Source organism: Arthrobacter sp. 10N44_2, from assembly GCF_056394385.1.
The window spans coordinates 52,154-70,133 of sequence record NZ_JBFTHT010000017.1 but is presented as its reverse complement, the minus strand read 5'-3'; the positions used below and the strand labels follow the sequence as shown (position 1 = coordinate 70,133).

Annotated in this window: 17 protein-coding genes; 6 read left to right on the top strand and 11 right to left on the bottom strand. The window is 67.2% G+C overall.

Annotated elements, in window-relative coordinates:
* The first annotated feature begins 126 nt into the window (after positions 1 to 126).
* A complete protein-coding gene (locus AC1DBX_RS16480) occupies positions 127 to 585 on the top strand; it encodes an Lrp/AsnC family transcriptional regulator (protein ID WP_176803545.1) in 459 nt (152 codons plus the stop codon).
* A 14-nt stretch (positions 586 to 599) separates the two neighbouring features.
* On the opposite strand, the gene AC1DBX_RS16475 is transcribed toward AC1DBX_RS16480, so the two are convergent.
* Positions 600 to 1,055: an Lrp/AsnC family transcriptional regulator gene (locus AC1DBX_RS16475; RefSeq protein ID WP_079555658.1), complete on the bottom strand. Its 456-nt coding sequence runs from the start codon at positions 1,053 to 1,055 to the stop codon at positions 600 to 602.
* Between the two features lie 117 nt (positions 1,056 to 1,172).
* On the opposite strand from AC1DBX_RS16475, the gene AC1DBX_RS16470 reads away from it, so the two are divergent.
* A complete protein-coding gene (locus tag AC1DBX_RS16470) occupies positions 1,173 to 1,835 on the top strand; it encodes a LysE family translocator (protein ID WP_476851449.1) in 663 nt (220 codons plus the stop codon).
* Between the two features lie 21 nt (positions 1,836 to 1,856).
* Here AC1DBX_RS16470 and AC1DBX_RS16465 read toward each other — a convergent pair whose 3' ends face one another.
* The 6 genes from AC1DBX_RS16465 to AC1DBX_RS16440 form a co-directional block, all read right to left on the bottom strand.
* Positions 1,857 to 2,213 carry a nuclear transport factor 2 family protein gene (locus AC1DBX_RS16465; RefSeq protein WP_476932238.1) on the bottom strand — a complete coding sequence of 119 codons (357 nt, stop codon included), beginning with the start codon at positions 2,211 to 2,213 and terminating at the stop codon, positions 1,857 to 1,859.
* An 81-nt stretch (positions 2,214 to 2,294) separates the two neighbouring features.
* A complete protein-coding gene (locus AC1DBX_RS16460) occupies positions 2,295 to 3,344 on the bottom strand; it encodes a hypothetical protein (RefSeq protein WP_476932237.1) in 1,050 nt (349 codons plus the stop codon).
* Between the two features lie 33 nt (positions 3,345 to 3,377).
* On the bottom strand, positions 3,378 to 3,878 hold the full coding sequence (locus AC1DBX_RS16455; protein WP_230007333.1) for a DUF456 domain-containing protein: 501 nt from the start codon (positions 3,876 to 3,878) through the stop codon (positions 3,378 to 3,380).
* 163 nt (positions 3,879 to 4,041) lie between these two features.
* A complete protein-coding gene (locus AC1DBX_RS16450) occupies positions 4,042 to 5,235 on the bottom strand; it encodes an NAD(P)-dependent malic enzyme (RefSeq protein ID WP_476932292.1) in 1,194 nt (397 codons plus the stop codon).
* A gap of 302 nt (positions 5,236 to 5,537) precedes the next feature.
* On the bottom strand, positions 5,538 to 6,095 hold the full coding sequence (locus AC1DBX_RS16445; RefSeq protein ID WP_476857711.1) for a TetR/AcrR family transcriptional regulator: 558 nt from the start codon (positions 6,093 to 6,095) through the stop codon (positions 5,538 to 5,540).
* 181 nt (positions 6,096 to 6,276) lie between these two features.
* Entirely contained in the window at positions 6,277 to 7,542 is a 1,266-nt protein-coding gene (locus tag AC1DBX_RS16440) for an MFS transporter (RefSeq protein WP_476888072.1), read from the bottom strand.
* 132 nt (positions 7,543 to 7,674) lie between these two features.
* On the opposite strand from AC1DBX_RS16440, the gene AC1DBX_RS16435 reads away from it, so the two are divergent.
* From AC1DBX_RS16435 to AC1DBX_RS16420, 4 genes are all read left to right on the top strand, one after another.
* Complete coding sequence (locus tag AC1DBX_RS16435; protein ID WP_230009036.1) at positions 7,675 to 8,814, top strand: thermonuclease family protein; 1,140 nt, start codon at positions 7,675 to 7,677, stop codon at positions 8,812 to 8,814.
* 84 nt (positions 8,815 to 8,898) lie between these two features.
* Positions 8,899 to 9,375 carry a ribonuclease E activity regulator RraA gene (rraA, locus tag AC1DBX_RS16430; protein ID WP_476859593.1) on the top strand — a complete coding sequence of 159 codons (477 nt, stop codon included), beginning with the start codon at positions 8,899 to 8,901 and terminating at the stop codon, positions 9,373 to 9,375.
* A gap of 102 nt (positions 9,376 to 9,477) precedes the next feature.
* The gene (locus AC1DBX_RS16425; RefSeq protein WP_476851446.1) at positions 9,478 to 11,136 is read left to right on the top strand and encodes an MDR family MFS transporter; all 1,659 of its coding nucleotides are present in this window, start codon (positions 9,478 to 9,480) and stop codon (positions 11,134 to 11,136) included.
* 201 nt (positions 11,137 to 11,337) lie between these two features.
* Entirely contained in the window at positions 11,338 to 12,813 is a 1,476-nt protein-coding gene (locus tag AC1DBX_RS16420) for a sugar porter family MFS transporter (RefSeq protein WP_223914958.1), read from the top strand.
* Between the two features lie 119 nt (positions 12,814 to 12,932).
* On the opposite strand, the gene AC1DBX_RS16415 is transcribed toward AC1DBX_RS16420, so the two are convergent.
* The 4 genes from AC1DBX_RS16415 to AC1DBX_RS16400 all read right to left on the bottom strand — a co-directional run bounded on the left by AC1DBX_RS16415 (position 12,933) and on the right by AC1DBX_RS16400 (position 17,963).
* Positions 12,933 to 14,159: an MFS transporter gene (locus AC1DBX_RS16415; protein ID WP_028277571.1), complete on the bottom strand. Its 1,227-nt coding sequence runs from the start codon at positions 14,157 to 14,159 to the stop codon at positions 12,933 to 12,935.
* A 38-nt stretch (positions 14,160 to 14,197) separates the two neighbouring features.
* Entirely contained in the window at positions 14,198 to 14,662 is a 465-nt protein-coding gene (locus AC1DBX_RS16410) for a MarR family winged helix-turn-helix transcriptional regulator (RefSeq protein WP_223914957.1), read from the bottom strand.
* A 182-nt stretch (positions 14,663 to 14,844) separates the two neighbouring features.
* Positions 14,845 to 15,993, bottom strand: a complete 1,149-nt coding sequence (locus tag AC1DBX_RS16405; protein WP_476851445.1) for a mannitol-1-phosphate 5-dehydrogenase — start codon at positions 15,991 to 15,993, stop codon at positions 14,845 to 14,847.
* Entirely contained in the window at positions 15,993 to 17,963 is a 1,971-nt protein-coding gene (locus tag AC1DBX_RS16400; RefSeq protein WP_476851444.1) for a PTS mannitol transporter subunit IICBA, read from the bottom strand. The genes AC1DBX_RS16405 and AC1DBX_RS16400 overlap by 1 nt, the downstream gene beginning before the upstream one ends.
* Positions 17,964 to 17,980: the final 17 nt, after the last annotated feature.

The following is a 17,980-nucleotide window of genomic DNA, read 5'->3' as shown; positions in this document are numbered from 1 at the left end:
TGGCGGTGGCCTCGTCCCCTTGTTGTCACCATTTGAGCAGAAGCCCTACAGTTGGTGCAACGGACCGGCCCCAGAGTAGTCAATCTGATCAACCACAGCCCGGACCGCGAACAGGAAGTGGTCATTTTGCAGGAGCTCGACGCGACGGACCGGCGGATCCTCGCCGCGCTGGACGAAGATCCCCGCGTGCCGGTCATGGTGCTGGCGCAGAAGCTGGGCCTGGCGCGCGGCACCGTCCAGTCCCGCCTGGAACGGATGTCGGCGTCGGGCGCGCTCCGGCCGAACAGCAGCAGGGTGCTGCCGTCCGCCCTGGGCCGCGGCGTGGCGGCCGCGGTCAGCGCGGAACTGGACCAGAGCCACCTCAACGAGGCAATCGCCGCCCTGCGCAACATCCCTGAGGTGCTCGAATGCCACGCCCCGGCCGGCGACACCGATCTCCTGATCCGGGTGGTGGCCAAGAGCCCGGACGATCTCTACCGCGTGTCAGAGGAAATCCGGCTGTGTCCCGGAATCGTCCGGACCTCAACGAGCATGTTCCTGCGCGAGGTCATTCCCTACCGGACCACGGGACTGCTCGGCGCCTGAGCAGGCGGACGCGTCTAGACCGGCGGCCCGGCGTTGGCCTTCAGGTTCTTCATGACCAGCGTTGACGTCAGTCGCTCGACGCCGGGCAGCGAGGTCAGTTCACTGTCGTAGAAACGCTGGTAGGAGGGCAGGTCCTCCGCAATGACCTTGAGCAGGTAGTCCGGCGACCCGAAGAGCCGCTGGGCCTCGACGATGTTGGGATTGCCGGCCACCCGGCTCTCGAAGATCTCCATGGTGGAACGGTCCACCTGGCGCAGGGTCACGAACACGATCGCCTCGAAACCGAGCCCCACCGCGGCCGGATCAATATCCGCCCGGTAGCCCCGGATGATCCCGGCGGCCTCCAGATCCCGCAGCCGGCGATGGCACGGAGCCACGGTCAACCCCACCTTGGCCGCCAAGGCCGTGGCAGTCATCCGGCCGTCCGATTTGAGGTAACGCAAAATACTTCTGTCAATGGCGTCAATCACGCAATTATCTTACCCAATAGCGGTGATTCTTCAGTAAATAAGCGAGCACTTCCCGGCCGAATTTGCCTAGAGTTTTTCTTGTACCCGCCACGGGGTGCCGCATTCCTGGAGCCCGCCATGAACCCCCAGCTTTTCCTCGCCTTCCTGGTTGTCGCCGTCGCCCTGGCATGCACCCCCGGCGTCGACTGGGCCTATTCGATCGCGGCCGGGCTCCGGCAGCGCAGCTTCGCGCCCGCCGTCGCCGGTCTCTGCGGGGGCTACGCCCTCCACACGGCGTTGCTGGTGCTGGGCCTGGCGGCACTGCTCGCCGGGATGCCCGGCGTGCTGGGCTGGCTGACCGCGGCGGGCGCCCTCTACCTGCTGTGGCTGGGCTTCAGCACCCTGCGGTCCTGGCGCGGGGCCAGCTTCAGCACCGGCACCGCTGCTCCCGGTGCCGCCACACCCGCGAGCCAGTTCCGGGTCTTCCTCCAGGGCATGGGCATCAGCGGGATCAACCCCAAGGGCCTGCTGTTCTTCGTGGCCCTGGTGCCGCAGTTCGTCAGCCCTGACGCCGCGTGGCCGGTCCCGGTCCAGTCGGGTCTGCTCGGGCTGACCTTCATCCTGCTCGTGGGCGTCATCTACAGCTGTGTGGCACTCCTGGCGCGGAAACTGCTGCAGGCCAGGCCGGGCGCAGCGCGCCAAGTGACGCTGGCCAGCGGGATCATCATGCTGGCCCTGGGCGCCTTGCTGCTCGCCGAGCAGATCGTGCCCGCCCTCAGCGCAGCCATGACGCACGAGTGAGGACGCGAATCCGCCCTGGGGCTACTTGCGCTGCATGTACCACTCGGTGAAGGACGACGCGCGGCCGTCCGCGGTCAGTTGGATGACCCACAAGTTGTCATAGCTCCGGCTGTTGCCGCGGTACGTCGTCAGGCCCTGCACAAACGCCCGGCCGCCGTCGACCCCCAGCAGCTTCCATTCAAACATCCAGTCATCCGGCTCATCACGCCCGGCAAGCCAGTGCTCCACGATATCGTCCCGGCCCTGCCACGGTTCGGCTTCCTGGGGGCTGGTCGCATAAATGGCGTCCTCGGTAAACAGCGCTTGGATGTCCTCCGGATCGTTCGTCGTCCACGCTGTGATGTAGTGCTGCATCCAGCGCTCCACCGCATCTCTCATGCCTCGTTTGTACTCCCCGCCCCAGGGGCCCGCAAGAGTAGTGGATACGTGGATTTGGCCGCGATCGGGCGTGGAAGCCCGTCAGTCGTCGTCAGCGCGCCCGTACTCGCGGTCCCAGAGTTCGTGCATTTCGGCGTCTTTGCGGATGGCTTTCACGGCCTCCAGCTGTGCCGGTTTGTGGCGCTGCCAGTCCCGGCCGCCGAGGGTCTTGCGGCCCGCCTCGAGGAGGAGCAGGGCGGTGTCCGTCAGCGCGTCGCTGCGGAGGGTGAAGTCAGTCTTCCTGCGCCGCAGGACTTCCTGCAGGGCCGAACGGGAAGCGGTGTAGGCGCCGAGCCTGCGCAGCGACCGGGCACGCACCAGCAGCAGCGCCGCGGACAGATCGTCCGCGTTCAGCAGGCCCTCGGTCTCTGCCACCACGTCGACGTCGCGTCCCAGCTCGGCCTCCAGCGAACAGCGCGCCAGGGCGAGCGGCAACGACGGCGGCAGGCCGGCCAGCGCCGCCAGCGCCGCCTCCGTCTGGCCGGTCTCGCGCAGGGAATGGGACAGCGCCAGGAACACGGCCTCCTCGGAGAAGAGCACCGGAACCTCAATCCGCTCGGCCACCTCCACCCTGGTGACCACGCCGGCCAGGTATTCGCCGGCGTAGCGGTTGGCGTCCTCGTCGTTCCGCAGTCTCAGGCCGTGCTGCAGGAGTTCGGACGCGCGCAGGTGCCCGCCGTGGGCGTACGCCAGCAGCCCGGCCATGAGGTAGCACACCCCCGCCCAGCCGGGGTAGGAGCGGGCCAGGGTTATCAGGCGGTCAGGATCGGTGCTGCCGAAGACGGCGGAGTGCACGGCTTTCATCCTCTTGGCGGAGGTCCGGCCCCCTACCCTGCCCAGCCGGGGCACCCCGCCTTCGGCGGCCAGCGTCCCGGGTGCCCGGCCCGCCATGAGTCCGGCCACCGCGCCGCCCACGGTGCCGGCCAGGCCGCGGACGGGTGTCCGGACCACTACCTTGCGGAAGGGCGTCAGGTCGCGGGTGTCCGTGTACGGCCTGCGCTGGCCGTCGGGATTTTCGCCGTCAGCAAGCTGGCCAGCGGGAATGCGGCCGTCAGGAATTTGGGGGGCGGATTCGCCAAGTCCGGCGCTCATTCCCCCATGGTAGTAGGCTCCGGCAGGCCGCTGCTAGGCCGCCGAGGCCACCCAGAGGCCGATCACCCAGGTGCTCGCGGCGAGGCACGCGAGGCCGAATTCCACGATCATGCCCAGGCCCGTGGCCTTCAGCGCGGCCCAGCTCGAGGCCACTGCGGTGCCGAACACGCGGGTGCGCTGCAGCTCGCTGAGCAGGAGCCCAGCGGCGAAGCCCACAAAGAGCCCCACCACGGGGATGACGAACATGCCGGCCACGCCCAGCACGAGGCCCACCACCACGGAACGGCTCGGGATGCTGTGCTGCTTGAGCTTCCGGCCGGTAAGGACGGTGCTCGCGGCCAGGCCGGCCAGAACGAAAAGCATCCCGATCCCGAAGACCACCCAACCGGTGGTCCCGGCGCCGCCCCACAATGCCCAGGCAAGCAGGCTCGCCCCGATCAGGATGCTGCCGGGCAGAACGGGAATGATCGTCCCGGCAACGCCCACCACGATGGCGAGGCCGCAGAGCACTGTCACGACAATCTCGGGGTTCATGGCCCCAGTCTATGGCCGGGCCCGGGGCTGCCGTTGACGGCCCCGGGCCCGGTATGCCGGCGCCTAACTTCCGGACGGCTCCAGGAACGACAGCGGCGGCGCTCCCCCTCAGGGAAGCGCCGCCGTCGTCGTCCGGTGTCGGATGTTTTCTGACGCGGTCCGGCTACTCGGCGGCCACCGCCGCGGCGACTGCGGCGGAGACGGCCGGGGCCACGCGCGGATCCAGCGGGCTGGGCACGATGTAGTCCGCGGAAAGGTCGTCCTCGGCCAGTTCCGCGACGGCCCGGGCCGCGGCGAGCTTCATGGCCGGCGTGATCCGGCGGGCGCCGGCGTCGAGGGCGCCGCGGAAGATGCCGGGGAAGGCCAGGACATTGTTGATCTGGTTCGGGAAGTCGCTGCGTCCGGTGGCGACGACGGCCGCGTACTTGCTCGCGACCTCCGGCAGGACTTCCGGGTCCGGGTTCGACAGGGCGAACACGATCGAGCTGTGGTTCATCAGCTTGAGGTGCTCCTCGTCCAGCTTCGAAGAGGAGACCCCGACGAACACGTCGGCGCCGAGCAGCGCCTCCCCCGGGCCGCCTGTCACGCCACGCGGGTTGCTGCGGGCGGCGAGCTGGGCCTTCTTGCTGGCCGGATCGGCGGCGATGTCCGCGCGGTCCTTGTTGATGGTGCCGCGGGAGTCCAGGAGGACGACGTCGCCGATTCCGGCCGTCAGCAGGATTTCGGCGACCGCGATCCCGGCGGCCCCGGCGCCGGAGACCACCACACGCAGGCTGTCGAGGGTCCGGCCGGTCACCTTGGCGGCGTTGGTCAGGGCGGCGAGGACGACGACGGCGGTGCCGTGCTGGTCATCGTGCATGACCGGGCAGTCCAGCGCCTCGATGAGTTTCTCCTCTAGTTCGAAGCAGCGGGGCGCGGCGATGTCCTCGAGGTTGACGGCGCCGAAACTGGGGCGCAGCCGGACAAGTGTCTCGATGATTTCGTCGACGTCGGTGGTGTTGAGGACCAGCGGGATGGAGTCGAGTTCGCCGAAGGCCTTGAACAGCGCGGACTTGCCCTCCATCACGGGCAGCGAGGCGCTGGCGCCAATGTTGCCCAGCCCCAGCACGGCCGTGCCGTCGCTGACCACCACCACGAGGCGCTGGGCCCACGTGAGCGTCTTGGCGAGCTCCGGGTTGGCGTGGATGGCGCGGCTGACCTGGGCGACACCGGGCGTGTAGGCGATGGAGAGGTCGCGCTTGCTGGCAAGCGGGACGGTGCTGGAAATCGACAGCTTGCCGCCCTCGTGGGATGCGAAGATTTCCTCGTCGCTGAGCACGGCTACTGGCTCAGCCGGGGAGGTGGAATCGGCGGGAATGATCGTTTCAGTGGACACGTCGTTGTCTCCTGGGGCTCACCGTGGGCGCACGGCTCATGGAAGCTCAAGCAAGGATGCTCAAGTTGGTCTGGCAGGGGCGGCGGCGACCAGAGGTGGCGGTCGCCGGTGTTTCCCCGATTTGCCGGCATCAGCCGGCTCCGGTCCAGCAATGGTAAACAGGGCATCGCGCCCGTTACGCCCGCGGGGAGCGTTACCCACCCGTGGTGAAACGTTTCTTCTCCAGAATATGTGACCCGGATCACGCGCGGGAGGGCATATTCCGGGCCGCTGGTCTAGACCAGTTACGCGGCCTGCGGGGTCCGCTGCAGGAGGGAACAGGCCTTCTTCAGGTCCTCCTCCGCTTCGAAGAGGGACAGCCGGCGGCAGCGGACGGCCTGGACCAGGCCCGTAACCGTCAGCAGCAGGACCCGGGCCACGGCCGGGTCGCCGCACGCCGCCGTGACTGCCTTCTCGGCCGTCGCATCGATCTCGCGCAGCAGCCGCGTTGTGTCGTTGTCCTTGACGTAGACCGCCCGGTTGAGGGACTGCTCCACGGCGGGCTGCATCAGGCGCATGTGGAAGATCTCCATCACCACTCCCGCGAGGGCCTGGGCCGCGACCTTGCCGGCCGCCGGCGAGCTCCCCGCGAGCAGTTCGCCCAGTTGCTTGCGGTACAGCGCCAGGACCAGCTGGGTGGCCGACGGGAAGTAGCGGTACAGCGTCCCCAGTGGCACGTCCGCCTTGGCCGCCACCTCGGACAGGACCACGGAGTCCAGGCCCTTGCGGGCAAACCCCGCGGCGACATCTAGGATCCGCACGTAACGGAGCCGCTGCCGGGGCAGAGTGGGTGGAGGGGCCATCGGTGGAAGATCTGAGTGAAAATCAGGCATCAGCAGCGTTCCGGGGGTCGTTTTTCTCGGCAGCCGGGCGCGATCCGCCCACCGCGCTGCCGCGGCAATTGCCGTCCACTATACGCCACGAATCCGGGCGCCCGGCGAGGAGACCGGGGCTCCGAGGCCCCCTGCACGGAACGCGGGCGGCTCAGTCCACGCCCTTGATCTTCACCACGAACACGGCCCCCAGGAGCCCAATCACGGCGGCCGCCAAGTACAGCGCCACATAGCCGCCCCAGAAGGCAACAAAGGGGTACGCGATCAGCGGGGCGAGCACTTGCGGCAGCGAGTTGGCAATGTTGATGACGCCAAGATCCCTGCCCCGGTTCAGGGCCGTGGGCAGCACCTGGGTAATGAGGGCAAAATCCACCGCCAGATAGCAGCCGAAGCCGATGCCGAGCACGGACGCGCCGACCAGCGCACCCGGCCAGGTGGGCGCGAACGCAAGAATGAGGGAGGCTGCGGCGATCACGGCGGAAGAGATGATGACCAGCGGCTTCCGGCGGCCCAGGCGGTCGCTCAGCCGGCCGCCGACCACGCTGGTGATGATCACCATGACCGCATACAGGCCCGTGAGGATCAGGACGCCAAACTCGGGCTCGATACCCTGGGTTTCGCGGACGCGGACGGCGTCGTTGAGGAAAAACAGCAGGTAGAGGGTGATCATATGGTTGCCGATGTTCACCAGGAGCCGTGTCAGCCAGGCCCAGGCAAAATCCGGATGGCGGGCCGGGGAAATCCAAAAACCCCGCACAAAGCCGCCCAGACTGAACGGCGGACGGGCCTGCGCAGGCAGCGGAACGTCGTCGTTCTTGAAGTAATAGAGCACGACGCCGGCGAGCAGCGCCACCGCGCAGACAACATACCCCGCGGCGAAGTTTCCGGCGACGGCGGCGGCGATCACCGCCCCTGCCAGGATTCCCGCTGTCTGGCCCATGGCGGCAAGGCCGCCGACGGTGCCGCGCTGGGGTACCGGCACGCGGTCCGGGATGGCCGCCGTGATGGCCGCATAGGCGCCGTTGCAGCCGGCCTGGACGAGGCACCAGAGCAGCGTCATTGCGGCAACGCCCGGGGCGCCGGCCAGCGCGATCAGGGCCGCGGCACCCAGGACGGCACCGAAGAGCACCCACGGCACCCGCCGCCCCCGGCGCGCGGTGGTCCGGTCGCTGAAGGCGCCGAAGAGGGGGTTGGCCACCAGGGACACGGCCGCACCCGCACCCGTCACGAGGGCGAGGATGGCTTCCTTGTCCGGTTCGCTGAAGGCTGCCGCCTGTTGGCCGAGGAGCACCTGGAGCGGGCCGAAGAATGCCGCGTTGATGCCGACGTTGACCAGCACCACCCCTGCCGTCCAGACAGGCCGGACGCGGCGTTCGGGTTCGGCGAGCGCCGGCGCGGTGGTATCGGACATGCTCATGGCTCCCCCTGGAACTGATGATCAGGCATATGTATCAGTGCGCAGCCAGACTACCGGGACTCGGCAGATCTGGGACGACACTGGCGCTCATTGGCGGGCCGGCGCAGTAAGGTCATCGTTGAACCTCCAGCTATGGAGAAAATCATCATCACTCATTCCGTGGGGGAATACATCTTGTTGTCACAAATGTCGGGCTCTGCTGCCCGAACCAAGGCCATAGGGATTGCTATGGCAGCACTGCTTGCCCTCAGCGGCTGCAACTCCGGCGCGGCCGCCGAGACAAAAGCATCCGAGCGCCCGGGTTCCGAGTCGGGACGAGATCAGGCAACTGTCGTACGAATTATCGACGGCGACACATTCAAGGCTTCAATGAACGGTGAAGAAAAGACTATTCGTCTGTTGAATGTCGACACTCCGGAGACCAAAGACCCCAACACGCCTGTGGAATGTATGGGCCCCGAAGCGACCAAAGGCCTCGAAGAACTTCTGCCCGTTGGTGCCAAAGTCACGTTAGAACTGGACCTCGAGCCCTTGGACAAATACGGACGCACCCTAGCTGCGGTCTTCGACTCAGGCGGAAAGCTGGTCAACGCTGAGATCGCCCGGCTCGGACTCGGCGTACCCGTCTTGATCGAGCCCAATAAGAAGTTCTATCCGCCGGTGGTTGAGGCCTTTGATGAGGCCCGCACTCGGGGGGTAGGCCTGAACTCCTCAAACGTCGCATGCCTGCCGTCCCAACAGGTTGCAATTGCGGCGCAAGCTGTTGAAGCTCTGGCCGCCGATCCCCTTTCCGATTCCGTGTCCGACCTGGACCGGGGCCATGCCGGGCTGGTCGCAGCCCTCGCAACTGTCGCTGCGCTCAAGGTAGCGGCAAAGGCCAAAGACGGAATCCAATGGGCCGCATACAAGCCGGCGCAGCTGGCGGCGATGACGAGCAGGTTGGATTCAGCGGCTACGGTCGGGGCCGCCAGGCAGACTGCCATTGGCGCGAAAAAGAAGCAACTCGCGGACGCAGCCTCAGCCGCGGCGGCAGCAGTGTCTGCCCGCCAGGCCGCCGAAGCCGCTGCAGCAGCCGAGGCCGAGCGGATCCGTAACCTGCCCCCCGCACCGGCGCCCTACGTGCCCCCGGCACCTGTCCCGTACGTCCCGCCGGCTTATGTCCCGCCCGTTTATGTGCCGCCCGCTCCGGCACCCAATCCATATCCGGGATACAACGGTCCCCGCTGTTATGCCCCCGGCGGAAAGACGTGGACTCCTTGTAGCAAGAGGTAGTTCTGGTCCCCGGGACTCGGCGGATCCGTTCGGAATGTGCCAGTCTCGGGGATGAGCCCCGCCGTTAACACTCAAGGAGTCACTGTGAACGCTTCCGCCCTGAATACTGCAGACCTTTACGACGAGCGCGGCGGGGAGCTGGAATCCGTGTCGGTGCAGTTCCAGTCCCTGGGCGGGCACACGCATTTCAGCGGGCCGGTCCGGACTATCCGCTGCTTTGAGGACAACGCGCTGGTCAAGTCCGTGCTGGCCGCTCCCGGCCACGGCTCCGTCCTGGTGGTCGACGGCGCCGGTTCCCTCCGCACGGCACTGATGGGGGACATGATCGCGGCGAGCGCCGTCGCGAACGGCTGGGCCGGCGTCGTTATCAACGGTGCCATCCGGGACCGGCTCGCCATCGCGGGGCTGCCGCTCGGGGTCAAGGCACTGGGCAGCAACCCGCGCAAGAGCGCCAAGAACGGCGCCGGGGCAATCGACGTGCCCCTGGAAATCGACGGCGTGGCCATCCGCCCCGGCGTGATGATCTGGTGCGATCCGGACGGGATCCTGGTCGAACGCTAAGGACTTTCTTCTCCCCGAGGTAGTGGCGGGAACAATTCAGCCAGTAACATAGTTACTGAAAGCAACTATCCGCTTAATCCCCCACTTCACCTTGGAGCAGTCATGTCCAAAACCACCTCCGTGCGCGCCGCGGGAGAGGTCCTGACCCACCGTCAGACCATCACCGTCATGGTGGGACTCATGCTCGGCATGTTCCTGTCTTCGCTGGACCAGACGATCGTGTCCACCTCGATCTACACGATCGCCAACGACCTCGACGGCCTCTCCCTGCAGGCCTGGGCCACCACCGCCTACCTCATCACCTCCACGGTGAGCACGCCGCTCTACGGCAAGCTCAGTGACATCTTCGGGCGCCGCCCGCTGTATCTCATCGCCATCGTGATCTTCCTCGCCGGTTCGCTCTACGCCGGCTCGGTCCACTCGATGACCGAGCTCGCCATTGCCCGCGGCATCCAGGGCATGGGCGCCGGCGGCCTCCTGGCCCTCGCCCTGACAATCATCGGCGACATCGTGCCGCTCAAGGACCGGGCCAAGTACCAGGGCTACTTCATGTCGGTCTTCGGCATCTCCTCCGTCCTGGGCCCGGTTATCGGCGGCGCCTTCGCGGGCACCGAAACCATCCTCGGGATCGACGGCTGGCGCTGGGTGTTCCTGATCAACATCCCGATCGGTCTCGCGGCCCTCACGGTGGTCTTCATGTACCTGCACCTCCCCGCCAAGCACGTGAAGCAGAAGATCGACTACTGGGGCGCCGCGGCCATCACGCTGGCCATTGTGCCGCTCCTCCTCGTGGCCGAACAGGGCCGCACCTGGGGCTGGAGCTCCGCGAACTCCTACCTCTGCTACGCACTCGGCGTCGTGGGCATCATCGCGTTCCTGCTGGCCGAACGGCACGCCGCCGACTACGCGCTGATCCCGCTCCGGCTGTTCCAGAACATCACCTTCGGCCTGTCCTCGCTGCTGAACTTCATCATCGGCATCGGCATGTTCGGCGCCATCGCGATGCTGCCCATGTACCTGCAGCTGGTCAAGGGCCTGACCCCCACCGAGGCCGGCCTCATGATGATCACTTTCACCGTGGGCATCCTCACCGGCTCCATCACAGCGGGCCGGACCATCTCGGCCTCGGGCACCTACCGGATCTTCCCGATCCTTGGCACCGCAACGCTGACGGCGGCCGCCGTCGTCATGGGCCTCTCCCTCGGCGTGGACACCCCGCTGTGGGTCCCCGGCGCCATCGCCGTGTTCTTCGGCCTGGGACTGGGCTTCTGCATGCAGCCCCTGACGCTGGCCATGCAGGTCTCCGTGCCCTCGAAGGACATGGGCGTGGGCACTTCCTCCGCCGCGTTCTTCCGTTCCATGGGCGGCGCGGTTGGCACGGCAGTGTTCATCTCGATGCTTTTCAGCCTCGCGGCGGACAAGATCGCCACGGGCATGAAGGACGCCGCGCAGAATGCTGACTACCTCAAGGTGCTCAAGGATCCGGCCGTGGCCGCCGACCCGGCCAACGCCCAGCTCTACGACTTCTTCAAGAACGGCGCCAGCAACGACTCGCTCAACGACACCAGCTGGCTGCACACGGCCAACTCGACGCTCACCCGTCCCATCGTCGAGGGCTTCGCGCAGTCGATCGACGCGGTCATGCTCACGGCCGCCGTGCTCACCGGCATCGCCTTCCTGATCACGTTCGCCCTGCCGAACAAGAAACTCACGGACCCGAAGGCGGTTGCCCGGGAGGGCGCCGTGGCCGCCGCCCACTAGGCGGTCCCGAGGTCTGGAACACGACGACGGCCGGCAGTCTTGTGGACTGCCGGCCGTCGTCGTCTGTCCTCAGCCGCAGCAGCGGCAAAGTGTATGTTTCGTCTCACTTTCCAGTGGTTGTGACAGGGGGCACGCGGGGGCGGGTGTAAGACTGGGTAGTTGCGGCGAAGGCCGTGGACCGCGAACTGCCAAGGGAGCCGTATGACCACCACCCATGACCAGACCGCCGCCAAGATCCCAAAAAGGGTCATTTGGCTGGCCGTAGCGGGCGCCGTCGGCGGCTTCCTCTTCGGCTTTGACTCCTCCGTCGTCAACGGCGCCGTCGACGCGATCAAGGACGAGTTCGCCCTCAGCGAGGCCGTGACCGGCTTCGCCGTCGCCGTGGCCCTCCTCGGCTGCGCGGCAGGGGCCTACCTGGCCGGCAAGATCGCCGACCGCTACGGCCGGATCCCGGCCATGAAGCTGGGCGCGCTGCTGTTCCTGGTCAGCGCCATCGGCACCGGGTTCGCGTTCGGCGTCTGGGACCTGATCTTCTGGCGTCTGGTGGGCGGGCTCGGCATCGGCCTGGCCTCGGTGATCGCGCCGGCCTACATTTCCGAAATTTCCCCCCGCCACGTCCGGGGCCGCCTGGCCTCGCTGCAGCAGCTGGCGATCACCACCGGCATCTTCGCCGCCCTGCTCTCAGACGCCGTGTTCGCGACGTCGGCCGGCGGCGCGGACCAGGCCCTGTGGCTGGGTTTGGAAGCCTGGCGCTGGATGTTCATGGCCGCCGCCGTCCCCGCGGTCGTCTACGGCTGGATCGCCTTCACCCTGCCCGAATCGCCGCGGTTCCTGGTGTTCCAGGGCAAGGACGAGGAGGCCCTCAGGGTCTTCAAGTCGATCGCCCCGGACGAGGACTCGGACCGGCACCTGCGCGACATCAAGAAGGCCATCGACGAGGACAAGCTTGCCGGCCAGAAGGGATCCCTGCGCGGCAAGGCCCTGGGCCTGCAGCCGGTGGTCTGGATCGGCATCATCCTGTCCGTGCTGCAGCAGTTCGTCGGCATCAACGTGATCTTCTACTACTCCACCACGCTGTGGAAGGCCGTGGGCTTCCAGGAAAAGGATTCGCTCACCATCTCCGTGGCCACCGCCGTCACCAACATCCTGGTCACGCTCGTGGCAATCGCCCTGGTGGACCGGATCGGGCGTCGTCCGATCATGCTGGCCGGCTCCATCGGCATGGCCCTCTCGCTGGGCACCATGGCGCTGGCCTTCGGCTCGGCCACCGGGTCCGGCGACGCAATCTCGCTGCCCGGGGCGTGGGGCCCGGCGGCGCTGGTCGCCGCCAACGTGTTCGTCATCAGCTTCGGCGCCTCCTGGGGCCCGCTGGTATGGGTGCTGCTGGGGGAGATCTTCCCGTCCCGGATCCGCGCCCGGGCCCTCGGCCTGGCCGCGGCCGCGCAGTGGATCGCCAACTTCGCCATCACCCTGAGCTTCCCGGTCATGGCCGCGGCCTCCCTGCCGCTGACGTACGCCATGTACGCGCTGTTCGCGGCGGCGTCGTTCTTCTTCGTCATGTTCAAGGTCCCGGAGACCAACGGCATGTCCCTGGAGCAGGCCGAAACCCTGTTCGTACCCAAGGGATCCGCAAAGGAAGCCGCCAAGGAATCCGCGAAAGAGTCCGCCAGGGCCTGAGCCGGCGCTTCTGTGAGGCCCGCCGCGCCTTCAGCGTTCCGACAAAGAACGCCCATGCTTCCGAGGAAGCATGGGCGTTCTTTGTCACCTCAGCGGGTTCTGCACAACACCGGGCGTTGCTACACCACGTGCGGCTCGTGCGCCGCCAGGTAGCGGCGTCCGCCGAAGACGACGGCAATGGCGGCCACCATGGCCAGCGCGCCGGCGAAGAAGGGCACCTGCGGGCCGAAGTGCTCGCCCAGCTGCGCGGCGGCAAACGGTGCCAGGGCGCCGCCCATCCAGCGCACAAAGTTGTAGCCGGCCGAGGCCACCGGCCGCGGCGAGTCGGAGACGCCCATGGCCAGCTCCGTGTAGATGGTGTTGTTGATGCCCAGGAGCGCCCCGGAAATAACCACGAGGACGACGACGGCCGGCACCGAGTGCCCGGCGGCCAGGCCCAGTCCCACAAGGTCGAGCATCAGCAGGACGAGCGTGCCGGTGAGGACCCGGACCGCTCCGAAGCGGTTCTGCAGCACGGGGGCGGCAAACACTGAGAAGACCGCGACGGCCACACCCCAGCCGAAGAACACCCCGCCGATCCCGTAGGCGTCCATGCCGAGGATGAAGGGCGTGAAGGCGAGGACGGTGAAGAAGCCGTAGTTATAGAACAGGCCGCTGGCCGCCGTCGTCCGCAGCCCCTTGTGCCCCAGGGCCAGCAGCGGATCCCGGAGCCGGACTTTCCGCTCGGGCAGCGGCGTCTTGGGCAGCAGGGCAATGAGCGCGATGAACGCGGAGGCCATCAGCACGGCCGTACCGAAGAACGGGGCGCGCCACTGCCAGCCGCCCAGCAGTGCGCCCAGGAGCGGGCCGAGGGAAATGCCCAGGCCGAGCGCGGCCTCGTAAAGGATGATCGCGGTGCCGGCGCCGCCGCTTGCGACGCCGACAATCACGGCCAGCGCCGTGGCCACGAACAGGGCGTTGCCCAGCCCCCAGCCGGCGCGGAAGCCAATGAGCTCAGCCACGCTGCCGGACGTGCCGGACAGGGAGGCGAACACGACGATGACCGCCAGCCCGATCAGCAGCGTCCGCTTCCCGCCGATCCGGGAGGAGACGTAGCCGGTGATCAGCATGGCGACGGCGGTCACCAGGAAATAGCTAGTGAAGAGCAGCGACACCTGGCTCGGCGAGGCGTCCAGGTTCTTGGCGATCGCCGGCAGGATGGGGTCCACCAGCCCGATCCCCATGAAGGCGAACACCGCCGCGAGGGCCGTGGCCCACACCGCCTTGGGCTGTTTGAGCAGTGAGGCCTTCTCGGCCTCGAGGGTTACTTCCGCTGCCGGCAGGGTGTCGGCGGGCTGGCCGTGCATGGGGGCACTCCTAAGTGATTGGAATTGTTGGGTGAAGATCAGGCCAGGAGCGTCGCGTTGATCCTGCCGATGACCGGGAGGGCGGCCGCGAGGGCGGCGCGGTCTTCGCCCGAAAGGGACGAGAGGACGCCGGCCATGACGGTGTTGCGGCGCTCGTTGGCGGATGCGACGGCGGCGAGGCCGGCGTCCGTGAGGGTGACCCGGACGGCGCGGGAATCGTCGGGGTCCGGCTCGCGCCGGGCGAGGCCGGCGCGCTCGAGCTTGATGATCTGCTCGGTGGCACTGGGCACCTTGACGCCCAGGTTCCGGGCGATTTCGCCTACCCGCACGCCGCCTGCGGCGGGCCCGGCGTCCAACAGCATCTTGAGCATGCTGAGCTGGGCGGCGCTGAGTTCGCCGTCGGCGTCCAGGCGGCGGACGAGGTAGATGCTGTGGCGGAGGGCCTCGCGGAAGTCCTCGGCGAGAGCGAGGAGGCCGGGGTCAGCCGGTTCACTGGCGTTCATAGTTAGGTAGCCTAACAGTTAGGCAACCTAATGGTCAAGGACTCTCGTTGCCCTATCACTCCCGGGTGCTAAAACCGTCGGATAGCAGCCAAAAGTGATAGGGCAACGGGGGTGTGAGGGGCTTAAACACGCCGACGCCGGAACTCAGGTGAGTTCCGGCGCCGGCCCAGCTAGGGCGTTGATCAGACGACCGCCTTGGCCTCCTCGATGAGGGAGGAGACGGCGGCAAAAAGCGGGTGGTCCGCCGGCAGGCCAGTGATCTTCTCCGTGGCCTCGTCCGGCGTGGACGCGGAGAGGATTTTCGCCAGCTCCACGGCCTCGGCGTCGGCCGGATCATTGAAACGCAGGGCGGCGGCGATGGCCCCGAGCAGCGCCTCGGGGACAATTCCGCGTTCGGCCAGCTCGGCAGCGGGACCGATGAAGCGCTCGTGCCGGCTGAGTTTGCGCAGCGGCGCACGGCCCACCCGGGTGACGGTGTCCGGCAGGTGCGGGTTCGAGAAGCGGCCCAGGATTTTTTCCACGTACGCCTCCTGCTCGGCCCGGTTGAAGCCGTGCTTGGCCACCAGCAGCTCCTTGGTTTCGTCCAGGACGGCGCGTACATCGGCCGCGACGTCCTGGTCGGCCATGGCCTCGGAAATCTTGCCCAGGCCGGCCTCGAATCCGAAGTAGGCCGCCGCCGCGTGCCCCGTGTTGACGGTGAACAGCTTCCGCTCGATGTACGGTGCGAGATCGTCCACGAACGTCGCGCCCGGGACCACCGGCTCCTTCCCGGCGAACGGTGTACGGTCGATCACCCACTCATAGAACGTCTCCACCGTGACGTCCAGGCCCTGCCCGGCCTCCTGGTTCGGCACAATCCGGTCCACCGCCGTGTTGGCAAACACGGCGGCCGCGTCCAGGGCGCCCGCGGCCGGATCCCACTGGGCAATGACCTCGGACTTCAGGATGTCCGTGGCGTTGATCGCGTTCTCGCACGCCATCACCTGCAGCGGCGCCAGCCCGGCGGCACGGGCGGCAATCCCCTTGGCGATCACGGGCGCCACGAACTTCAGGATGTGCGGCCCCACGGCGGTGGTGACGATGTCCGCCGTCGCGATTTCCGCGACGACGTCGGCTTCCTGGGTGCCGGAGTTCAGCGCCCGAAAGTTGTTGACCGTACGGACAGCGGGGTTCTCTCCGACTTCGTGGACCTCGTAGCTGTCCGCGGCGGCCAGCTCGGTGATGAGGGCGTCCGCGACGTCGGCGAACACCACCTCATACCCTGCGTCGTGCAGCAGCAGGCCCACGAAGCCGCGCCCGATGTTTCCGGCTCCGAAATGAACAGCCTTCACTAGGAGTTGACCTTTCCGAACAGGGCCAGCACTTCGTCAACCGTGGTGGCCGCCTCGAGCTGGGCCACCTGGGCCTTGTTGGTGAAGACCTTGGCGATTGAGGACAGGATGTGCAGGTGTTCGTTGTTGACGCCGGCCACACCGACGACGAACTTCACTTCCTTGCCGTTCCAGTCGATGCCGTTCGGGTAGCGGATAACGGAGACCGCCGACTTCATGATGTGGTCCTTCGCGGCGTTGGTGCCGTGCGGGATGGCCAGGAAGCTGCCCATGTACGTGGAGACGGATTCCTCGCGTTCGTGCATGGCGTCCACGTAGCCGGAGTCGACGGCGCCGCGGTCCAGCAGAAGCTGCCCGGCCTCGTCGATCGCGGCGTCCCGCGTGGTCGCGTGGCCGTTGAGGACGACGCTTTCGGCCACCAGGATGCCGGCGGGACCCTGCTCGGCTTCTGCCTCGGCGGCAGCGGGGGCGGTGCCGGCGGCGGCCGCGGCAGGGGTCGTTTCCGTGGTGCCGGCTTCCGTGTTGCTGGCCTCGACCAGTTCCACGATCTCGTCGTACCGCGGGCTGTTCATGAAGTTGTCCACAGAGACATGCACGGCGCTGGCGGTCGCGGGCTTGGCCCGTTCGGTCAGGTCCTGGTGGGTGATGACGACGTCGTACGTGTCGGTGAGGTTGGCGATCGCGGAGTTGGTGACCTTGACGTCCGAGAAGCCGGCGGCCTTGATCTTGTTGCGGAGCACCGAGGCGCCCATCGCGCTGGAACCCATGCCGGCGTCGCAGGCAAAGACGATGTTCTTGATCGGGGTGGCGAGGACGGCGACGCCGCTGGCACCCACGCCCTCACCGATCAGGGCTGCGGACACCGAGCTCTTCTTGCCCTTCAGGGCCTCCATCCGGTGGGTGGCCTGATCGAGGTCGTCTTCGGCGGGCGCCTTGCTGGCTTTCAGGACCACCGAGGCGATCAGGAAGGACACCGTGGTGGCAAAGAGGACGGAGAGCGTCACGCCGACGTAGCTGTCGCGTGCCGTTGAGGCGTAGACCGCAATGATGCTGCCCGGGGCTGCCGGGGACCGGAGTCCGGCGCCGGTGACCACGAGCGTGAAGATGCCGGTCATGCCGCCGCCGATTGCGGCGAAGATCGTCATCGGCTTCATCAGGACGTACGGGAAGTAGATCTCATGGATACCGCCGACGAACTGGATCACGGCTGCGCCCGGCGCGGACGCCTTGGCCAGACCCTTGCCGAAGAATGAAAAGGCGAGCAGGATGCCGAAGCCCGGACCGGGGTTGGCTTCGAGCAGGAACAGGATGGACTTGCCCTGCTCGAGCGCCTGCTGCGTGCCCAGCGGGGTGAGGATGCCGTGGTTAACGGCGTTGTTGAGGAACAGGACCTTTGCGGGCTCGATGAAGATGCTGGTGAAGGGCAGCAGGCCGTTGGTGACCAGGAATTCGACCACGGCGCTGGCGCCATTGCTGAAGGCCTTCACGATCGGGCCGACCACCAGCATGCCCACGACCGCCATGGCAGCGGCAACGATGCCTGCCGAGAAGTTGTCGATCAGCATTTCGAAGCCGGGCTTGACGCGGCCTTCCCAGATCTTGTCCAGCTTCATCATGATCCAGGCAGTGAGCGGGCCAAGGATCATGGCGCCGATGAACATGGGGATGTCGGTACCGACGATGACGCCCATGGTGGCCACCGCGCCCACCACGCCGCCGCGCACGCCGTAGACCATCCGGCCGCCGGTGTAGCCGATCAGCAGCGGGAGCATGTACGTGATCATGGGCCCGACAAGCTTGCCGAGCTCCGCATTGGGGAAGAAGCCGGCCGGGATGAAGAGCGCCGTGATGAAGCCCCAGGCGATGAAGGCGCCGATGTTGGGCATGATCATTCCGGACAGGAACGTCCCGAATTTCTGGACGTGTACGCGCATGCTGGTGCGTGGTTTCGCAACTGTCTCTGTTGCCATGTGAGTTCCTAACCGTC